Annotated in this window: 13 protein-coding genes and 2 pseudogenes; 10 read left to right on the top strand and 5 right to left on the bottom strand. The window is 62.0% G+C overall.

Going from position 1 to position 18,500, the window contains the following annotated elements; all coding sequences use genetic code 11:
* Positions 1–192: 192 nt before the first annotated feature.
* From L8I05_RS28595 to L8I05_RS28580, 4 genes are all read left to right on the top strand, one after another.
* Positions 193–711: a hypothetical protein gene (locus L8I05_RS28595; protein WP_242176532.1), complete on the top strand. Its 519-nt coding sequence runs from the start codon at positions 193–195 to the stop codon at positions 709–711.
* Positions 712–868: 157 nt separating this feature from the next.
* On the top strand, positions 869–1,294 hold the full coding sequence (locus L8I05_RS28590) for a GNAT family N-acetyltransferase (RefSeq protein WP_242176531.1): 426 nt from the start codon (positions 869–871) through the stop codon (positions 1,292–1,294).
* A 121-nt stretch (positions 1,295–1,415) separates the two neighbouring features.
* Positions 1,416–4,877 (top strand): hypothetical protein, encoded by a 3,462-nt coding sequence (locus L8I05_RS28585; RefSeq protein ID WP_242176530.1) that lies wholly within the window; start codon positions 1,416–1,418, stop codon positions 4,875–4,877.
* 71 nt (positions 4,878–4,948) lie between these two features.
* Positions 4,949–5,824, top strand: a complete 876-nt coding sequence (locus tag L8I05_RS28580; RefSeq protein ID WP_242176529.1) for an AraC family transcriptional regulator — start codon at positions 4,949–4,951, stop codon at positions 5,822–5,824.
* On the opposite strand, the gene L8I05_RS28575 is transcribed toward L8I05_RS28580, so the two are convergent.
* Positions 5,766–6,353, bottom strand: coding sequence for a LysE family translocator (locus L8I05_RS28575; RefSeq protein ID WP_242176528.1), 588 nt, complete (start codon positions 6,351–6,353; stop codon positions 5,766–5,768). The genes L8I05_RS28580 and L8I05_RS28575 overlap by 59 nt on opposite strands.
* 229 nt (positions 6,354–6,582) lie before the next feature.
* On the opposite strand from L8I05_RS28575, the pseudogene L8I05_RS28570 reads away from it, so the two are divergent.
* Both L8I05_RS28570 and L8I05_RS28565 read left to right on the top strand, forming a co-directional pair.
* Positions 6,583–6,780: pseudogene (locus L8I05_RS28570) on the top strand (alpha/beta hydrolase); the annotation flags it as partial.
* 64 nt (positions 6,781–6,844) lie between these two features.
* Positions 6,845–7,432 carry a TetR/AcrR family transcriptional regulator gene (locus L8I05_RS28565; protein WP_242176526.1) on the top strand — a complete coding sequence of 196 codons (588 nt, stop codon included), beginning with the start codon at positions 6,845–6,847 and terminating at the stop codon, positions 7,430–7,432.
* 56 nt (positions 7,433–7,488) lie between these two features.
* Here the strand turns inward: L8I05_RS28565 and L8I05_RS28560 are convergent, their stop codons facing one another.
* Entirely contained in the window at positions 7,489–8,376 is an 888-nt protein-coding gene (locus L8I05_RS28560; RefSeq protein ID WP_242176525.1) for an NAD(P)/FAD-dependent oxidoreductase, read from the bottom strand.
* A 144-nt stretch (positions 8,377–8,520) separates the two neighbouring features.
* On the opposite strand from L8I05_RS28560, the gene L8I05_RS28555 reads away from it, so the two are divergent.
* Entirely contained in the window at positions 8,521–8,958 is a 438-nt protein-coding gene (locus tag L8I05_RS28555) for an Rrf2 family transcriptional regulator (protein WP_242176524.1), read from the top strand.
* Between the two features lie 5 nt (positions 8,959–8,963).
* On the opposite strand, the gene L8I05_RS28550 is transcribed toward L8I05_RS28555, so the two are convergent.
* The 3 genes from L8I05_RS28550 to L8I05_RS28540 all read right to left on the bottom strand — a co-directional run bounded on the left by L8I05_RS28550 (position 8,964) and on the right by L8I05_RS28540 (position 12,842).
* Positions 8,964–10,409, bottom strand: a complete 1,446-nt coding sequence (locus tag L8I05_RS28550; protein WP_242176523.1) for a mechanosensitive ion channel family protein — start codon at positions 10,407–10,409, stop codon at positions 8,964–8,966.
* Between the two features lie 284 nt (positions 10,410–10,693).
* Complete coding sequence (locus tag L8I05_RS28545) at positions 10,694–11,560, bottom strand: pirin family protein (protein ID WP_242176522.1); 867 nt, start codon at positions 11,558–11,560, stop codon at positions 10,694–10,696.
* A 76-nt stretch (positions 11,561–11,636) separates the two neighbouring features.
* Complete coding sequence (locus L8I05_RS28540; protein ID WP_242176521.1) at positions 11,637–12,842, bottom strand: multidrug effflux MFS transporter; 1,206 nt, start codon at positions 12,840–12,842, stop codon at positions 11,637–11,639.
* A gap of 104 nt (positions 12,843–12,946) precedes the next feature.
* Between L8I05_RS28540 and L8I05_RS28535 the strand changes: the two genes are divergently transcribed.
* The 3 genes and pseudogenes from L8I05_RS28535 to L8I05_RS28525 all read left to right on the top strand — a co-directional run.
* Positions 12,947–14,053, top strand: a complete 1,107-nt coding sequence (locus L8I05_RS28535; RefSeq protein WP_242176520.1) for an efflux RND transporter periplasmic adaptor subunit — start codon at positions 12,947–12,949, stop codon at positions 14,051–14,053.
* 2 nt (positions 14,054–14,055) lie between these two features.
* Complete coding sequence (locus tag L8I05_RS28530; RefSeq protein ID WP_242176519.1) at positions 14,056–17,139, top strand: efflux RND transporter permease subunit; 3,084 nt, start codon at positions 14,056–14,058, stop codon at positions 17,137–17,139.
* A 146-nt stretch (positions 17,140–17,285) separates the two neighbouring features.
* A pseudogene (locus L8I05_RS28525) lies at positions 17,286–18,500 on the top strand (type IV secretion protein Rhs); the annotation flags it as partial.

Genomic DNA, 18,500 nt, shown 5'->3' with positions numbered 1-18,500 from the left:
CGTCAAACGAGGATTTCAGCCTCGGCCTACAGCCACGCAGCTCATATTGTGAGCGTGGCGGGTGGGGTTTTGCTCCGTAACATCCTCTCCAAATCACCTCATTGAACGCCCTTCCACTGCTCGATAACTTGGGTTTCGAGCAGTCGACAAAGGTGTTGGCTGATCTTTTTTTAACATCAGAGAGGTGAAATCATGGTTTCAGTCGGTATGTCTGCAGCTTTGGCGAATTTTTTCCACGCAGCCCACACGAACGGCAATGAAAAACCAACACCCACGCCTGCTGAAGATGGGCGCGGTAATGACACAGTTAAGGCGGACAAGCCACGTGGATTTCCGCATGATCGGATTTACAATGATGTAACACCCACCCAGGTCTACGACGATGATATTTTTCTGCACTACGGCTCACTGCGTGAACTACGTTTCACGCCGCCTAAAGTAGAGTACATCGACAACGGCGAGCCAAGCCCCACCCCCAAAGATGATCGTGCCGGATTATTCCTCCCTGACGACCCAACCTGGCAACCCACCCAGAACGCCAACGATGACTTTGCCTACCAAGCTCGCAAAGCATGGCATGAACACCTTCACAACCAGTTTGAACCAGTCCGTATCGACAGCGGCATACCAAGGCCCAACCCCAAAGATGATGGTCCCGAGAATCAAGCCGAAATATACGACCCCGTCACAAAAACCTGGCAACCCACCTAAAACGCCGGCAGTGGCCAATACAAACCGCTTGGCGATCCTTACCGCGAAGCCATAGATTACGCGGCCAAGGCCAGCCCGCAGGCGTAACGCAACCGGCGGTATGGCGCGCAGCAACGCTGCTGCCTACCGCCCAACAAGCACCTATCGAGAGGCCGGGATGAGCGCACCCTTGATTGAAATCAGCGACCAAGCCAACCCCGACGCCGAGCACCTGCTTGGCAGCGGCCTTGCCGCCTTCAATGAAGCCGTCACCGGCGCCAATGATCGCCGGCCGCTCACGGTATTGATCAAAGACCCCGCCACCCGGCAAATCCTCGGCGGCATCACCGGCAAAACCTCCTTGGGGATGGCCTTTCTCGACCTGTTCCACTTGCCCGACACCCTGCGCGGCGCGGGCCTGGGCAGCCAGTTGCTGCAGGCTTTCGAAGACGAGGCGCGGCGCCGGGGCTGCCTGAATGCGGTGCTGTACACGATCAGCTTCCAGGCGCCGGGGTTTTACGAGAAGCATGGGTGGGTGCGGTTTGGCGAGATACCTTGCACGCCTGCGGGCAGTTGCCGGGTGTTTTTGTGCAAGCCACTTTGAGCGTCGGGGTTGTACGTCGGGCCGTGGCTGATACAAGCCACGGCCATTGCGGAAACACCTGCTACTGAGCCCCTTTGGCGCAGTGGGATGATCCGGGTTTCCTCAACCCGGAACCGTCCTCATGGAAGACTTTCGCGCCCTCGCTCAGACGTCGGACACATCGGCCGGCGATACCGCGCTGCCTGTCACTTACAACCCATCGGCCACTTACTTGAATGAGCGCCAGGCCCTGCGCGCTGCAGGTGACCAGGCGTTGCTTGAGCAATTGATCAACCGGCTTTCCCCCGCAGCGGGCCAGGCATTGTCGCTCCCCTCGCGGCCGGTGCCGATTGCCGAGCACTCACTGCTGGGCCAGTGGTGCAAGGTGTTCATCAAGGCCATCAACGGCAAGGGTTTTATCGCCTGGGCGCGCGCGCAGGGCTTTGATCTGAACACGCTGCGCCTACAGGGCAGCACGTTGCGGGTCCGTGCACACGGCCAGCTCAAGGTGCTCAACCTGGCCGATGCGTCGGCCTGGTGGGCACTCGCCAACCCGATCATCTACATCTGCCATGTGGTCGACCCGATGACACTGGGCTGGCCCTACATTGACGCGACAACAGACATGACAGCACTGACGTTGCCGTTGAATCTGACACTGGCCTTCCATGGCTTGCCGGTGCCCGCCAATCGCCTCCAGGCACTGACCCTCGTCGAAGAGCTGCGTGCCTTGCAGGGCTTCCCCGGGTTTGACAGCAGCGGCCGCAGCACATCGAGTCTCTACGCCGAATTGCGCGAACAGGCGCGCGACTACCTGCAATTGGCCGACGTTCTGCGCCCTTTGGCTGAGGATCAAGACAGCCTCTCCGGGTTGGATATCTATCGCCGACGCCTGCAGTTAACGTCGGACTCGCGACTGGCCAGGCACCTCAAGGAGGCGGCGGCCCTGTTACAGGCGATTAACGCTGAAAGCGATCCGTGTTCGACAACAGAAGCATCGGGCTCCATGTACTTTGACTACCAACGAAAACGGCTCTGTGTCGCCGGGCGTGACGATAAGGGCGAGCTGGAGCCAGAGGTGGCTGGCACACGGGATGCGCGCTGGCACAGGCTGGTAGCGCTGAGTGAACAACTGCACATTGATATCTACCCGGACCATAGCCTCAGCATTGCCGCCGCATTGCACGCCTACGCCATCGCCCCCCCGCTGGATGCGCCAGCGACCACCGCCCTGGCGCAACGCCTGCGGCAATGGCCCGCGCCGGCGGTGCCGGTAGTGCTCAGCTCAGCGCGCGCCTTTACTGAGCTTTATTACGCTATTCAATATGTGGGCCTGTTAAATGACCACTTCACCCTCTGCAGTGCGCTGGCCAAGCTGATCAGCGGTGGAGTATTACAGGGGCCAGACGGCCTTGGGATGTTTGTCAGCGGCGACCCAGACACCCTCCAGGCGCTCGTAAACAAAGCCTGTGCAAGATTGCGTGTGCTGACTGACGACCCCGCATTCCTGGCCATTCGCAGGCGCGAGCGCATTGCGCCCAGCAGCCATGTTTTGCTGGATGCATCCGGTAGCGTTGGCGCAATCGACCTGGACGGCAATTGGAAACTCCTCACCGATGCCGTCATGAACGAGCCCGATTTGGCCACGCTGCTGCACCCCCTCAATAAACTGGCGGCCAAGACCGGTGGTGATCTACGCACCAACGGCCTGATCAGCCTCGGCCAGGCACTGACGATGTACAAAGTCATCCTGCCCGACACGCTGCCAGAGGCTCGCCAGACACTGCGGCGCCTGGAGCTCAGCCCACCGTTTCCACCCGGCCAACACTATTACTGGCGGGCGCTCAAACCGCTGGACGATGCTCAGCCCTCGGCGTGGAAGCTCTTGGCGCTGCATCGCCAGCCGATCCTGACGGTCAACGCCACGTTTATGGCCGGCCAGGCGGTGCCGCTGTTCGAGTACCTCGGGCGTGCCGGGCTGGCCGGTAAGTCCGTGGCGGATGTGCGCGCCGAAGCGGACTTTTTGATGGTGCGCCTGCTGGCATCGCCCTTGGCCCAGCAGCTCGGTGAAGCGCTGGCGACCGCCTTGCAGTGGCACGGCAGCCGCAACGGGCTGATCCTGGCCGCGCTGATCCTGAGCCTGGATCCCCAGCCGCAAGCCCATCCCACACGCCTCAATTACTTCGACTGGCACGATGCTGACTGCTGGGGCGAGCCGGTGTCGTTTGTGCGTTACCAGATCGAGGTCAGCCTGCAAGGGCTTAGCCCACTGGTCGCAGCCCTGGCCGCGCATCTGGTGCTTTGCGAAAAAAGCCCGCAGTTGCTGGTGCGCGACCTACCTGAAATAACCCCCTACTTGAGCTCACAGGCCTGGGTTCTGCTGCGTCACCGCGTCGCCTGGATGGAAAAAGTCGTTCCCGGCAGTTCGCGCCTGTTGAACTACGAGCACACCATGACCTTGGCAAACTTCACGCCGGAGAACAGCTGGAAAGCCTACCTCGCCAGCAGCGAAGCCAAAGGGCCGATCCTGGACTGGGCGGTGGCCAACGGCGTGCTGGCGCCCAAGACACGCCATGACGCACGCGAATTTACCCGCGCATTAACGGCCCTGAACGGTCAACGTGCCCGCCTGAAGTCGACCCTGCAAGCCTTTGCCAAGCCCATCGTGACGCTGCGCCAGACCGCACTGGAGGATCTGCGCAGGGTTTATCCCGACAACAATTTGCTGGAAACCCCGGTATTGATGTGGCTGCCGGAGCATTCGCCCTTTTCCGAAGAGGGCCAATTCGAAGGGGTGCATACCGGCCCCAAATACTCGTTCGTCGACCTGCATATGGCCGCGAGCCTGGACGTCACTTCAAACCGCTGGCACTCCTCAAATAAAGCGATCAAGTACCGGGAAATGGCCAAGCGCTTTTATTTGCTCGGGCAGATCAACGGCATATTTGCCAACGCCTTCAGTCAGAAGCTCGAGCAGTTGCAGGCCGCCTATGGGGAGTCCATCCGGTGCGGCTTGGCAGACCTGACGTTGCCACGGCGCGAAGCCCTGGAATATGGCGAAGTGCGGTTTTTCACCTTGAGCCGGCCCAGCTCACGTGCCGACACGCCCGCCGAGGTTGGTCGACTGGGTATCCTGGTGTATGTGACTTATTACAGCGATGAACACCTCTATGAATTCTTTCCCCGGCAACTGTTGATCCGGCCTCGGCGCGACATTGATTACGCGCAGCTCATGCACGCCGTCAAAGCGGCCACCCCGCAACCGTGGATGCGTTTCGACTGGGCGGCGTATGCTCACGGCGCCAAACCTGCCAAGGTTGCCGCTACCGCGCCCAGCACTGACCTGCTGATCAGCCGGCTCGACCGCGACCTGCCTGCAGCAGCTGACATTCCCGCCCAGGATGCCCTGGGCCGCCGCGTACCGCGCACCTTCGATTCAGCACGTTCAAAGGCTCTGACGAGGGTAATTATCGAGCACCATCTGCTGCACGACGGCCTGGCATGGCGTACCAAAGCCCGGCTGCCGATCACCCTGCAAGCCGCCGCCAGCGGCCGCGACCCTTGGGCGGAGTACCTGCGCGATGTGGCGTTGATACTGGGTTGAGGCTTGAACAATGGCGGGTTTTGTATAAGGCTGCTCTCCTGCGTATTTGATCGCCGCAAGGGAGCCTGCCCATGACCGCCGCTACTGCACCGCGCTTCTGGCGTGACGCGCGCCTGCCGTTCATCGAGGCGCGGACCATCGCCGATGGGCGCAAGGTCACCTACACGCGTCACGCCCACGAGCATTTTTCCATCGGCGCGATCACCACCGGGCGCAGTTATTACCACTACGGCGCGCAGACTTTTGAGATCAGCGCCGGCACGGTGGTGTTGATGAACCCCGGCGATGTGCATGCGTGCAACCCTATCTACGATCAACCCTGGTCGTATCACATGATTTACCTCGACACGCCGTGGCTGACGGACCTGCAATACCAGCTGGGCTTCAGCACCGATCAGGGTTACCGCCCCTTCAACACGCCCCACACCCGCGACACGGTGTTGTACAACGGCTTGATCGAGCTGTACGCAATTCTGCTGGATGAGCACGCCGAGCTGCTGCAAAAGCAAAGCGCGCTGGTGAGTTATTTCACCGAAGTGCAGCAGCGTTTGAACCCTTCACTGACGCCGGTGCGCGAGGTCAACCACAAGCTGGAGCGCGCCGCCGAGTACATCCGCGCGCACTGCACCGAGGCGGTGAAGCTGGAGGAGATTTGCCTGGCAGCCGAGCTGTCGCCTTCTTACCTGATCCGCGCGTTCAAGCAGTACTACGGGCTCACGCCGCATGCCTTTCTGGTCAACCGGCGCATCCAGTTTGCCCGCACCCAATTGCGCAACGGTGAGTTGATCGCCGATGTGGCGCTGGCCGCCGGGTTTGCCGACCAGGCGCATTTCCAGCGCGCGTTCAAACAGCATTTCGCCGCCACGCCGGGGCAGTACCGCGACTTGCTCAAGCCATCAGCAAATAACCCACACTGGCCACCAGCAACGCGGCCATTGAGCGGTTGAACAGGCGTACGCCTTGCGGGTTGCTCAGGTAGCGGCGCAAAAAAGTCCCGGCGTACGCCCAGCACGCCACCGACAGGTAGCAGATCACCAGGTACAGCGCTGCGAACAGCCACACTTGGCCGGCGTCGCCATCGGCCACAAACAACCCCATGCCCGCCACGCAAGCCAGCCAGGCCTTGGGGTTGAGCCATTGCATGACTGCGCCGTAGAGCATCGACGGCGCGGTGGCGGTGCCGTCGGCATCCAGGCGGCCATCGTCCACCGCCAGTTTCCAGGCCATGTACAGCAAAAACGCCACGCCGCCCCACTGGATCAACTGAGTCAGGATCGGCCAGCGCACCAGTACTTCATGCAGGCCCAGGCCGATCAGCACCAGCAGCAAGGTGAAGCCCACGGCGGCGCCGAACACGTGTTTCTGGCTGGCGGCAAACCCGAAGCGTGCGCCGGCGCTGAGGGCGACCACATTCACCGGGCCCGGTGTGATGGAGGTGGCCAGGGCGAAGGCGGCCATGGAAATGATCAAGCTCATTGCGGTTCCTTTTTGTTATGCCAAGCGAAGATGGCATCACGGTAAAGGGCTGAACGGGCGAGGTATTGAAGAAAATCACCCTGCGCCCTTAGGCGCTTTTATTCCATTGATATAACTGTATTTTTTTCTTTCATGGGGCGCAGCTTGATAGACAAAAATGCGTATTTTCCAGGCGAACCCGAATGCTGGAGTTCAGCGCTTTCTCGCTGCAAAAAAGGAATCGCCAGGTCTGGCGAGCATCAAGACCCCGATCCTGGTGGTGGACGGCGACCATGACGAAGCGATCAAGCGCGAACACACCGAGTACATCGCCGCGACCATTCCCGGCGCTGGCCTGCTGCTTTTGCCGAACACCAGCCACTTCGCCTTCCTGCAAGACCCGGCATTGTTCAATGCCGCACTGTTGGACTTCCTCGACAGCAAATAGACCCTGTACCCTGTGCGCGCGCACCGGTTGCGCGACCACCGTTTCCAGCCATGTCAGGACGCCCATGCCCAACCCCATTCCTCGCCGGCGCGATGCCGCCGTCACCCGCGACGCCATCGTGTTGTCTGCGCGCAAGGTGTTTGCCCGATCAGGCTACGACGGCACCGGGCTGGGTGAGATCGCCGCCGGTGCGGGGGTGACGGTCATGCTGGTCAACCGCTACTTCGCCTCCAAGGAGCAGCTGTTTGCCGAAGTCGTCGCCGAGGCCTTGGCGAGCCCGTTGGCCCTGACGCAAGGCAGCCTCAGCGCGGAAAACCTCGGCCGCACGCTCGCCACCGCACTGGTCAGCATCACTGAAGCCGGCAGCGCGCCGCTGGAAGGTTTCCTGATCATGCTGCACGCGGCGTCGAACAAGCGCGCGGCGGCGATTGGCCGCGAGCAAATCGAAACAGGTCACCAGACTACCCTGGCCGCCACGCTCCAGGGCGCGCATCACCAAGAGCGCGCAGCGCTGGTGATGGCGCTGGTGTCAGGCTTCCAAGTGATGCGCCAGATGCTGGAACTGTCGGCGCTGGCCAAGGCTGATCCACAGGTGCTGATCAACTTGCTGACGCCGCTGTTCCAACAGTTGGTGGATGGAAACCGCGTCTAACCGGGCCTGTGTGCAGCGCACTGACGTCAGCGTGTTGATCAACCACGCGGGCTGTCTCAACACGCGCTGATCAACGAAAAATGCGCGCCCACTCCGGCGCGCACGCCTTCGCCCACCGCCAGCGCTACGGAACCGGCGGCAAGCGCGGTGTCGCCACAGGCAAACACACCGGCCACGGAGGTCTGGCGGGTTTCATTGGTGTGCACATAGGCGCCGGTGGGGCCGTCGGCCAACTCACAGCCCAACTGCTCGGCCAATGGGCTGATGCGGGTGCGCGACATCGTGAAGACGCCGTCCAGCGCAATCACGCGACCGTCTGCCAATTCCAGGTCAGCGCGTTCGCCGCTGATGCGCGTGACCGTGGTGCTTTCCACGCAGACTCCGCGTCGCTCCAACTGCGCCTGCTGTTCGGCATCCGGCGTGAACACGCCATTGGTGAACAAGGTGGTGGTGCCCCAGTCCGGCAACATCAGCGCGTGGTGCATCGCCAGCGGTGAGGTGGCCAACACGCCGATGCGGCCTTGGTCGAGTTCATACCCGTGGCAGTAAGGGCAATGACACACCCGCGTGCCCCAGCGTTCCTGCAGGCCGTCGATGGCGGGTAGTTCGTCGACCACTCCGGTGGCGAGGATCAGGCGCTTGGCCTTGAACGCGCCGTTGCAGTCGGTGCGCACGCTGAACCCGCCCTGCTCCGCCACGGCCTGGACCACGCTGTCTTGCACCCAGGTCACCGTCGGGTATTCCATCAACTGGCTACGGCCCTCGGCGGCAATAACGTCCGGCGCCTGGCCGTCCTGGCCGAGAAAGCCATGGGAGGTGGCGGCAAACCGATTGCGCCGCTGCCCAGCGTCGATCATCAACACCGTGCGCCGCGCCCGTGCCAGCTGCAGGCCCGCGGATAGGCCGGCATAGCTGCCGCCCACAATAATGACGTCATGCACCATGAACGTAACCTCGTGTTGTGCGCACAGGGTTGTCCGCGCGCTTTCACGACACACCATAAGTTACGTAAAAATAGCACGTCAAGCGTCTCGCAACTTTTCAGGTTACGAACGATACTTTGCGCCGAATCGACTTGAGGTTTTTTGATGAGAAACGACACCCGCCTCTCGCGCATGTTGCATGTGCTGATCCATATGGGCCGCCACGAAGAGCGCGCCACGTCGGACACCATCGCGCAGATGCTCGGCACCAATCCGGTGGTGGTGCGGCGTACCTTGGGGCTGCTCAAGGAAAAAGGCTACGTGCGCTCGGAAAAGGGCCATCAAGGCGGCTGGTGCCTGGGCAAACCATTGAGTGAAATCACCCTGCTGGATATTCACAACGCCCTGGGCACGCCGTCGATATTTGCGATCGGCCTGTCCACCGACCACCCCGAATGCCTGGTGGAACAGGCGGTAAACGCGGCACTGACGGACGCCTTCGACCAGGCGCAGGCGCTATTGATGGCACGTTTGGGGGATGTGACGCTGGCGCAGCTGGCGGATGATTTCGATGAGCGCTACCGCGTCGCGATGGCGCATTGAATGGCTTAAAGCCCGCGACTGCGCAACCATTGTAAAAAGCCTTTTTTGACCGGCACCACGGGCGCTTCCTGGGTCATTGCCTGCGCCGCGTGCACGCGGAAATCCAGCAGCGCCTTCATCGCCTCGCTGATGTCATGCCGCGCATCCAGGCAGGGCTTCAGGTATTCCTTCTCGATGCGGTACAGCGTGCAAAAAGTCTTGGCGGAAAAGTCCGCCAGCGTTGCCTGATCGGACAGAATGCCCGCCTCCCCAATGACCTCGCCCGGGCCCATGCGCCCCGCTTCGAACTTGTGGCCACCCTTGATCAACATCACCGAGACCACGCCGGATTCGACGATAAACAAATGATCGCTGACCTCACCGGCCGGCAGAATCATGTCGCCGGGGCGGTAGGTGTGCAGGGTCATGTTCTGGCTGAAGGTGTCTTTCTCTTCCTGGCGCAGCGTGGAGAAAATCGACGAACGCTCCAGCAGCGCCCGCGCGCCTGACATCGCTGCTGGCGTGTTGCCTTCGGTAGCGGACAGCAGGCCCACACCCGCCGCCTGCAAATGCCGGAACGCCAGGTCGTAAAGCTGGTTGCGCACTTCGCGCTTGAGGGTCATGGCTGGCACAAAGCCGCTGATTTCATATTCGACGCCGCCGCTGGCGGACGCCTTGAACGCCACGCTCGGCGCAGGCTTGGCCAGCAGCGGCCGACAACCTTGCATGGCGCGCTCCAGCGCTTCGATCACGGTTTGCGGGCGCGCATGCGGGCTGACTTGCAGGCTCACCGCCAGGCCGAACATGTCCGCCGGGCGCGAAAAGTTGATGATCTTGGCCTTGGCGGCCAGGGAATTGGGGATCACCGCCATGCTGCCCTGGGAGGTTTGCAGGCGCGTGGCGCGCCAGTCGATGTCGGTGACGCGGCCTTCGGTGCCATCAATGGAGATCCAGTCGTCGATCTGATAGGGCTTGGTGGTGTTGAGGACGATGCCGGAAAACACGTCGCTCAAGGTGCTCTGCAACGCCAGGCCGACGATGATCGCCACCGCGCCGGAGGTGGCGAGCACGCCCTTGACCGGAAGGTCGAGCACGTAGGCCATGGCGGCGATGATTGCGATGAGGAAAATCACCGCGCCCATCAAGTCCTGCAACAGCCGCCCGCCGTGGCCGACGCGCTGCATCATCAGCGTGCCGAGCAACACCGTGAGGGTGCGCGCTGCGAACAGCCACCAACCGATCTGCAACGCCGTGGCCGCCAGGTGCAAGGCGGTGTTGTCGGCGTACGGCGCGAGCTGCATGGGGTTCATGCCGTCGTTGAACAGCACGGCGCTGTACACGGCAAAAATCGCCAGGCGCGCCGCCAGTTTCCAGTTGGCGAGGTTGACGGAAATAAGGCGCCACACGGCGATGTCGATAAAGATCAGCGCCACGGCGCATAACATCGGGTGATCGGCGATAAATGAGGGCATCCAGGCGACTCCACAGTACATGCCGAGAAGATCGCATGAATCGGTAATGCAGCAAACAAAATGTATTGGAAAGGGTTTTATGTGGCCAGCGAGCCTGCCGTGGTGAGCGGGCTTGCCCCGCGTTGGGGCGCGAAGCGGCCCCAGAACCTGACACCCAGTTCTCACTGAAAGAACGCGGTGATTTCTTGGGGCGGCTTCGCCGCCCAACGCGGGGCAAGCCCGCTCGCCACAACAAGCCCGCTCGCCACAATAAGCCAGCTCCCACAGGGTTTTGCGGTGGGCAGTCAGGCCTGCATTTGTCCGAAACGGCCGGACTGGTAATCAGCAAACGCCTGATGAATTTCCTGCTCGGTGTTCATCACAAACGGGCCATGGCCGACGATAGGTTCATCAATCGGTTCACCGCTGAGCAGCAGCACCTTGGCGTCGTCGTTGGCCTCAAGGGTGATGTGCTCGCCGTCGCGTTCGAACAACGCCAGTTGCCCTTGGCGCACCACTTCCTCGCCGTTGACCAGTACCGTGCCGCGCAGGATCACCAGCGCGGTATTGCGCCCGGCGTGCAGGTCCAGCGTCAGCGCTTTACCCGCGTTCAGGCGCACGTCCCACACGTCAATCGGCGTGAAGGTACGCGCCGGCCCTTTATTGCCGGCGAATTCACCGGCAATCAGGCGCAACTGCCCGGCGTCGTTGGCCAGCGGCAGCACTGGAATATCGCCGTCGACAATGGTCTGGTATCCGGCGTCGGCCATTTTGTCCTTGGCCGGCAGGTTGACCCACAGTTGCACCATCTCCAGCGCCCCGCCGCTGCGGGCAAAGGCTTGGGAGTGAAACTCTTCATGGATGATGCCTTTAGCGGCCGTCATCCACTGCACATCGCCAGGGCCGATGGTGCCACCGGCGCCGGTGGAGTCACGGTGCTCGACTTCGCCGTCATACACGATGGTCACGGTTTCAAAGCCACGGTGCGGGTGCTGGCCTACACCGCGACGTTGTTCGGTGGGTGTGAAATCGGCGGGGCCGGCGTGGTCCAGCAACAGGAACGGGCTGATGTGCTTGCCCATGGCGTCGTAGGAAAACAGCGTGCGCACCGGGAAGCCATCGCCGACCCAATGGGCGCGGGGGCTGGTGTAGATGCCGATGATTTTTTTCATGGTGTTCCTCCAGGTTGGCTACACCATAAGTCCGCCAGCCTTGGAGTACTAGCCGGCAAAAGCGGCCCTGATCGTCCTACGTATAGGACAATCCCTTGACCGGGCGTTGGCGCAACAGGTGGAACGCGACAAACGCCGTGACCGCAAAACTGGCCTGAATGATGATCATCGGCGTGGCGCTGCCATCGCGTAAATGGCTCAGCAACAGGCCGCTGCACGTGGCACCGAACATCTGCGAAAACCCCATCAACCCCGCCGCCAAACCGGCGCGGTGTGCGTTGGGCATCACCCCGCCCGTCACCGAACCAGGCAGCACCAGGCCACCGCCGAGGGTGACCAGCGCCACCGGAATATCCACGCCAGGCACCGACAGGCCGAACAGCTCATACACCAGCACCGCCGAGATCCCGCCGATAGCCACCAGCGTCACGCCCATCGCCACAATCCGCTGCGGCCCCAGGCGCAAGATGTTGCGCCGGGTGTAGGTGGATCCGACGATCAGCATCGACACAATCACGCCAAAATTGATGCCGTACTCCAGGCTGCTGAAGCCCAGCAGGTTAATAAACATCGCCGATGACCCGGCAATCACCGCGAACATCGCGCCATAAGTGCACGCCAGGGCCACGGCGTATGCACGGTATTGGCGGCCCTTGAGCAGATCCAGGTACTGCCCGCCAAGGGTGCGCCAATGGCCGGCCTTGGGGTCGAGGTAATGGTTACTCTCGCGAAAGAACAGCAGCGCCAACACCAGCACCACACTGCCAATGATCAACGCCAGCACGATCGGCGCATGCCAGCCCAGCAGCTTGATCAGCAGACCGCCAATCATCGGCGCGACGACGATGGCGTAGAGCATGCCGATCATGGTCAGGGCCAGTGCCGGCCCCGCTTCAGCCTTCCACACATCGCGCACCACAGTACGTGCCAACACCAGCGCAGCGCAGGCGCCGAGGCCTTGCAGCACGCGGGCGGCGATGAACTGGCCGATGTCATTGACCAGCAACATCGCCAAGGTCGCCAGCACATACAGCACCAGGCCGCCGATCAGCACCGGGCGGCGGCCGATACGGTCCGACAGTGGCCCGAACAGCAACTGCCCAAGGCCGAATGCAGCGACAAACGCCGACAACGCCATCAACGCCGAGCCTGCTGGCGCCGCCAGCGCCTGCTCGATGGCGCCGAGGCCAGGAATGATCAACTGGGTCGACACTTCACCCAGTGCCGTGAGGGCCACCAGTAAAAACAACACGATTCGCGAGGGGGCCGGGGCGTTTGCCATGAAGAATATCCGGGGGGCTGGATTAATTTATATTTCGACCATAATATGCGTAAAAAATTATGTCCATAATTTTTTTCCCGATGGTCACCCTCCTGGAGCCCGCCATGAACCCTCTTGCCCCGCGTCTTCTCACGCCCCTGGCCTTGTTGATCATCCTCAGCGGCTGCAACAGCCAGGCCGACACCGCCGCCGAAGTGCCCCCGCCGCGCCCGGTTCTGGCCGCCAAAGTGGAAGCGGCCGGCACCCAGCAAAGCGCCTATACCGGCGTGGTGGCGGCCCGCACCGAAAGCGATTTGGGCTTTCGGGTCAGCGGCAAAGTCATCGAACGCAAGGTCGACCCCGGCCAGCATGTGTCCCGCGGCGACACCCTTTTAGTGCTGGACATCGGCGACTTCGAACTGGCCCTGCGCTCGGCCAGGAACCGCGTAAACGCCGCCCAGGCGCAACTGCGCCAGCGCCGTGATGATGAAAACCGCTACCAGCGCCTGGCCAATACCGGCGCGGTGTCGCGGCAGATCTTCGACCAGTCGGCGACAGACCTGCGCGTCGCCGAAGCCGAGTTGGCTGCAGCGCAATCGGATGCCAGCCAGATCGAAAACCGCCGCACCTATTCGGTGCTCAAGGCCGACGGCGACGGCATCATCACCGATGTGCGCGTGGACCGTGGCCAAGTCGTCGCCGAAGGGCAAATCGTCGCGCGCCTGGCCCATGACGGCGCCCGCGAAGCCATCGTCAACCTGCCGGAAAACCAGCGCGACCAAGCCTCGCAAAAAGCCCTGGCGTTTCCCTTCGGCGCGCCGGACCAGGCGGTGACCGCCACGCTGCGCGAGCTGTCCGCCAGCGCCGACCCGACCACCCGCACCTACCGTGCGCGCTACGTGTTGCACGGCGCCGTCGACCGCTTCGCCCTCGGCTCGACCATCACCGTGCGCCTGCAAGGCAACGGCCAGGCCCAGCAAACCCGCGTGCTCATCGGCGCCTTGCAAGACGCCGGGGATGGCACCGGCGTGTGGCTGATCGGTGATGACGACAAGGTCAGCTTCGCGCCCGTCAATGTCGCCAGCCTCGGCCAGGAAGACGCCTTGATCGACAGCGGCCTCACACCCGGCCAGACCATCGTCGCCCTCGGCGCTCACCTGCTGCACAGCGGCGACGCGGTGCGCCTGCTGCCCGCCCAAGCCCTGGCCCTCAACCGTAAACAGGACCACTGAGCATGCGCGGCATTAACCTTTCCGAACTGGCGGTGAAACACCGCGCCGTTACGCTGTTTCTGATCATTGCGATTCTCGCCGCCGGGATTTTTTCGTTCGGCAAGCTGGGGCGCGCTGAAGACCCGTCGTTTACCGTCAAGGTCATGACCATTACCGCCGCCTGGCCCGGCGCCACCGCCGAGGAAATGCAGGCACAAGTCGCCGACCGCCTGGAAAAACGCCTGCAGGAACTCGACTATTACGACCGCGTCGAGACCATCGCCCAGCCGGGTTTTGTGTCGATGCGCATGACCTACAAAGAGTCCACGCGCCCCAGTGAAATCCAGGACCTGTTCTACCAGACCCGCAAAAAGCTCAGCGATGAAGCCGCGAAACTGCCCAAAGGCGTGATTGGGCCGTTCTTCAACGATGAATATTCCGACGTTTACTTCGCCCTTTACGCACTGGAAGCGGAGCACTTGCCGCACCGCCAGCAAGTGCAAATGGCCGAAGAGCTGCGCCAGGGTTTGCTCAACCTGCCCGGCGTGAAAAAGGTCAACATCCTCGGTGAGCAGGCCCAGCGAATCTTCGTCGAGTTCTCGTATGAGCGCCTGGCGACGCTGGGCATCAAGCCGGACCAGATCTTCGCCGCCCTCGCCGCGCAGAACGCCGTGGCGCCGTCGGGCTTCGTCGAAACCGCCGGGGCGCGCGCCTATATCCGCATCGACGGCGCATTCGACAGCCTGGCGCTGATCGAAAACGTGCCGCTGGAAGTCAATGGCCGCGTGCTGCGCATTGCCGATGTGGCCACGGTCAGCCGCGGCTATGAAGACCCGCCCAGCTACCGCATCCGCCACCAGGGCGACCCGGCGTTGATGCTCGGCGTGATCATGGAGAAGCACTTCAACGGCCTGGAACTGGACAAAAGCCTCAAGGCCCAGGAAGCCAAAATCCAGGCCGACCTGCCGCTGGGCGTGAACTTCGCCAAGGTCTCCGACCAGGCCAAGAACATCAGCCTGGCGGTGAATGAATTCATGCTGAAATTCTTCGTCGCCCTGGCCGTGGTGATGATCATCAGCCTGTTGGCGCTGGGCTTTCGCGTCGGCTTGGTGGTGGCCGCAGCGGTGCCTCTGACCTTGTCCGTAGTGTTTGTGATCATGTTGCTGACCGGGCGTGAATTCGACCGCATTACCCTCGGCGCGCTGATTATTTCCCTGGGCTTGCTGGTGGATGACGCAATCATCGCCATCGAGATGATGGTGGTGAAACTCGAGGAAGGCTTTGATCGGATTCACGCCGCCACGTTTGCCTGGAGTTCCACCGCCGCGCCGATGCTGACCGGCACGCTGGTGACGATCATTGGCTTTCTGCCGGTAGGTTTTGCGCGTTCGGGCGCGGGCGAATATGCCGGCAATATCTTCTGGATCGTTGGCTTTGCGCTGATTTCGTCGTGGCTGGTGGCCGTGGTGTTTACGCCCTATCTGGGCGTGAAACTGCTGCCGCAGATCAAGCCGGTGCCGGGTGGCCACGATGCCATTTACGCCGGGCGTTACTACCAGAAACTGCGTGGTTTAGTCGAAGCCTGCGTGCGCAGGCGTTGGCTGGTCACCGGTTTGGTCATCGCCGCTTTTGTGGTGTGCGGCTTGGGCATGGGCGTGGTGAAGAAGCAGTTCTTCCCCAACTCCGACCGTTCCGAGTTGATTCTCGAGGTGTATATGCCGCCCGGCAGCGCCTTCAAAAGCACCGAGGCGGTGGCGGCGCAGCTGGAAAAAGCCCTGCTGCAGGAGCCGCAGACCCGCATGGTCGACACCTATGTGGGCGGCGGCGCGCCACGCTTTTTCCTGTCGCTGAACCCCGAACTGCCTGACCCGGCGTTTGCCAAGCTGATCGTGCAAACCCCGGACTCGCAGGCCCGCGATGCGTTGAAACTGCGCATGCGTGAACGCATTGCGGCCGGTGAATTCCCGGCGGCGCGGGTGCGGGTCACGCAGCTGTTGTTCGGGCCGCCTGTGCCGTTTCCGGTGGTGTTTCGGGTGTCGGGGCCGAATGTGGATGTGCTGCGCGGGCTGTCCGAGCAGGTGCGTCGCGTGGTGGCCGCCAACCGGCTGACCAAGGACGCCTTCCTCGATTGGGGCGAGCGCACCAGCGGTTATCGCCTGGTGCTGGATCAGGACCGCCTGCGCTTGTTGGGTTTCACCCCAAACGAGGTCAAATCGCAGCTCAATGCCTTGCTCAGCGGCAACCCGATTACCGAGGTGCGCGAAGGCAACCGCACCGTGTCCGTGGTCGCCCGCGCGCAGGGCAGCCAGCGCGAAAACCTCGGCAACCTTAACAACATGACCCTGACCAACAGCGCCGGCACTTCGGTGCCGCTGGCCCAGGTCGGGCATTTCCAGGCGGTGATGGAAGAGCCGATCCTCAAGCGCCGCAACCGCGCGAGCACCGTGGAAGTGCGCGCCGACATCATCGACGGCGTGCAACCGCCCGACGTGGAAATGGCCGTGTACAAAGACCTGCAACCGCTGATCGCCAAACTGCCTGCCGGTTACCAGATCGACATCGGCGGCCCGGTGGAAGAAAGCGCCAAGGCCAACGTCGCCCTGGCCGCACTGTTCCCGATCATGATTCTGCTGACGCTCACAGTGATCATGTTCCAGGTACGCTCGTTCGGCGTGATGTTCATGGTCTTCGCCACCGCGCCGCTGGGCTTGATCGGCGCCGTGCCGACCTTGCTGCTGTTCAACCAGCCGTTCGGGTTCAACGCGATTCTCGGCTTGATCGGCATTGGCGGCATCCTGATGCGCAACACGCTGATCTTCACCGACCAGATTCGCCAGAACCAGGAACACGGCATGGCGATTCGCGAGGCGATTATCGAAGCCACCGTGCGCCGCGCACGGCCGGTGATTTTGACCGCGCTGGCGGCGGCGCTGGCGTTTATCCCGCTGACGCTGTCGGTGTTCTGGTCTTCGTTGGCCTATGTGCTGATTGGCGGCGTGCTGGTAGGCACGGTGTTGACGCTGTTATTCCTGCCGGCGCTGTGCAGCCTGGTGCTTGGGCGGGAGCGGACGAAGACTACTGAAACATCCCACGCCACAGCCGGATAAGCTCTACAGATATCGCTTGAAAACCTCTGCAAAGTCCTTCGCCTGATCACACAGTGCGAGGGATTGCAGATGGTTTTTTGTGTTGAAACCCCTGTTGATGGGGCTGTCGCTTGAACCCGGCCATTGGCAGGCTGGCCCTGGCCCCAATGGATGCAAAGACGGTCGATGTTGAAACCGTCTTGCGTGACTTTCGGCAATGCCTGAACACCTTTGACCAATGGGCTTCGAGCTTCTGGAGCTTTTCGGCGCTGGAGGTCGAGCAGGTGTTCAAGGTGGGCGATGAAGTGGCGCTGGTCGCGCCCATCACCCGCTCTCTTTATCCCAGCAGCACCGTCGCCACCTGCCAGGCCAACGGCACGTTGACCGTGGTGCACATGTTCCAGAGCACACGGTTTGTGCCCATCGGCAACACGCCGGTGATACTGCAACGCGTCGACCCCGACGGCGGCCCACTGGGCGAGCCGATCCGCAAGACCATCGGCCCCAGCGGCATTCTCGAAATCACCGAGTGTGATCGTAACCAGCAGTACCGAGTCAGTTTTTATCCCAACGTTTCCCAGGATCACGTCAAGGCGCTGTATGCGTCTTATCAGGCGGTGATCGGGGCGCTGGAAGCGCGCCTGCGCGAAGAATGGAAAAGCACGTTCCAGGCGCAGTGGAAAGACTATACGGACGCGACCCCGCTGGACCGACGCAGGATGCTGGAAGCGGCGTTTCTCAGCGGCATGGGCAAAGCGCTTTACAGCCTGTGGGACAACATAACGCAGCTGTACGACCTGTTGGCGGACATCAAGCCCAACAGCGAGAAGTTGCTGCAATACCTCTCCCAAACCGAACTTGATGAGCTGCTGAAGCTCGGCAACGACGCGATTGCCAACGGCCTGCTGGTGCTCAGCGACGAGCCGCTGTTGTTCATTTATGTGTCAGCGATGGTCAGCTGGATGCGCATGCTGCCACCGCAAGAAATGAACGAATTGATGGGGGAAATCACTGGCGAGGTATTGATCAACCTGCTGCTGATTTGGGCGACGGCGGGTATGGGTGTGGCGGTGCGCCTGGGTACTCAGGTGATTGGGCATATCAAGTCTGGGCGGACGCGGGGTCTGCTGGAGTTGCTGGCTAGAACCCTGGTCATGCCCAAGTTGGAGCCGCATGCCGAGGCGGTTAAGCCGTTGCTGGCCAGTAGTGCGGCGACTCAGATTAAGACGGTGCCGGTTGCGTCGTTGAAGGCTGGGGAGAACCTGGTTGCGAATGCGGTGCCTGCGGTTCGCAGCAAGACGCAGCGGACGGTGCTGTTGCGGCAGGAACATGTCGATGATGTGCCTGCTGCGGGTAAAAACCAAAACGGGGACGCGGCGGCG

Origin of the sequence: Pseudomonas sp. MONT-RG-20F-20-E-7-02 (genome assembly GCF_022662395.1) — a bacterium.
Taxonomy (GTDB): Bacteria; Pseudomonadota; Gammaproteobacteria; order Pseudomonadales; family Pseudomonadaceae; genus Aquipseudomonas.
This window is presented reverse-complemented; position numbering and strand designations above follow the sequence as displayed.

What these genes read in the sequence shown, in the direction of transcription:
- L8I05_RS28595 (WP_242176532.1), top strand. Translation starts at nt 193, where the DNA reads ATGGTTTCAGTCGGTATGTCTGCAGCTTTGGCGAATTTTTTCCACGCA.
- L8I05_RS28590 (WP_242176531.1), top strand. Translation starts at nt 869, where the DNA reads ATGAGCGCACCCTTGATTGAAATCAGCGACCAAGCCAACCCCGACGCC.
- L8I05_RS28585 (WP_242176530.1), top strand. Translation starts at nt 1,416, where the DNA reads ATGGAAGACTTTCGCGCCCTCGCTCAGACGTCGGACACATCGGCCGGC.
- L8I05_RS28580 (WP_242176529.1), top strand. Translation starts at nt 4,949, where the DNA reads ATGACCGCCGCTACTGCACCGCGCTTCTGGCGTGACGCGCGCCTGCCG.
- L8I05_RS28575 (WP_242176528.1), bottom strand. Translation starts at nt 6,353, where the DNA reads ATGAGCTTGATCATTTCCATGGCCGCCTTCGCCCTGGCCACCTCCATC.
- L8I05_RS28565 (WP_242176526.1), top strand. Translation starts at nt 6,845, where the DNA reads ATGCCCAACCCCATTCCTCGCCGGCGCGATGCCGCCGTCACCCGCGAC.
- L8I05_RS28560 (WP_242176525.1), bottom strand. Translation starts at nt 8,376, where the DNA reads ATGGTGCATGACGTCATTATTGTGGGCGGCAGCTATGCCGGCCTATCC.
- L8I05_RS28555 (WP_242176524.1), top strand. Translation starts at nt 8,521, where the DNA reads ATGAGAAACGACACCCGCCTCTCGCGCATGTTGCATGTGCTGATCCAT.
- L8I05_RS28550 (WP_242176523.1), bottom strand. Translation starts at nt 10,409, where the DNA reads ATGCCCTCATTTATCGCCGATCACCCGATGTTATGCGCCGTGGCGCTG.
- L8I05_RS28545 (WP_242176522.1), bottom strand. Translation starts at nt 11,560, where the DNA reads ATGAAAAAAATCATCGGCATCTACACCAGCCCCCGCGCCCATTGGGTC.
- L8I05_RS28540 (WP_242176521.1), bottom strand. Translation starts at nt 12,842, where the DNA reads ATGGCAAACGCCCCGGCCCCCTCGCGAATCGTGTTGTTTTTACTGGTG.
- L8I05_RS28535 (WP_242176520.1), top strand. Translation starts at nt 12,947, where the DNA reads ATGAACCCTCTTGCCCCGCGTCTTCTCACGCCCCTGGCCTTGTTGATC.
- L8I05_RS28530 (WP_242176519.1), top strand. Translation starts at nt 14,056, where the DNA reads ATGCGCGGCATTAACCTTTCCGAACTGGCGGTGAAACACCGCGCCGTT.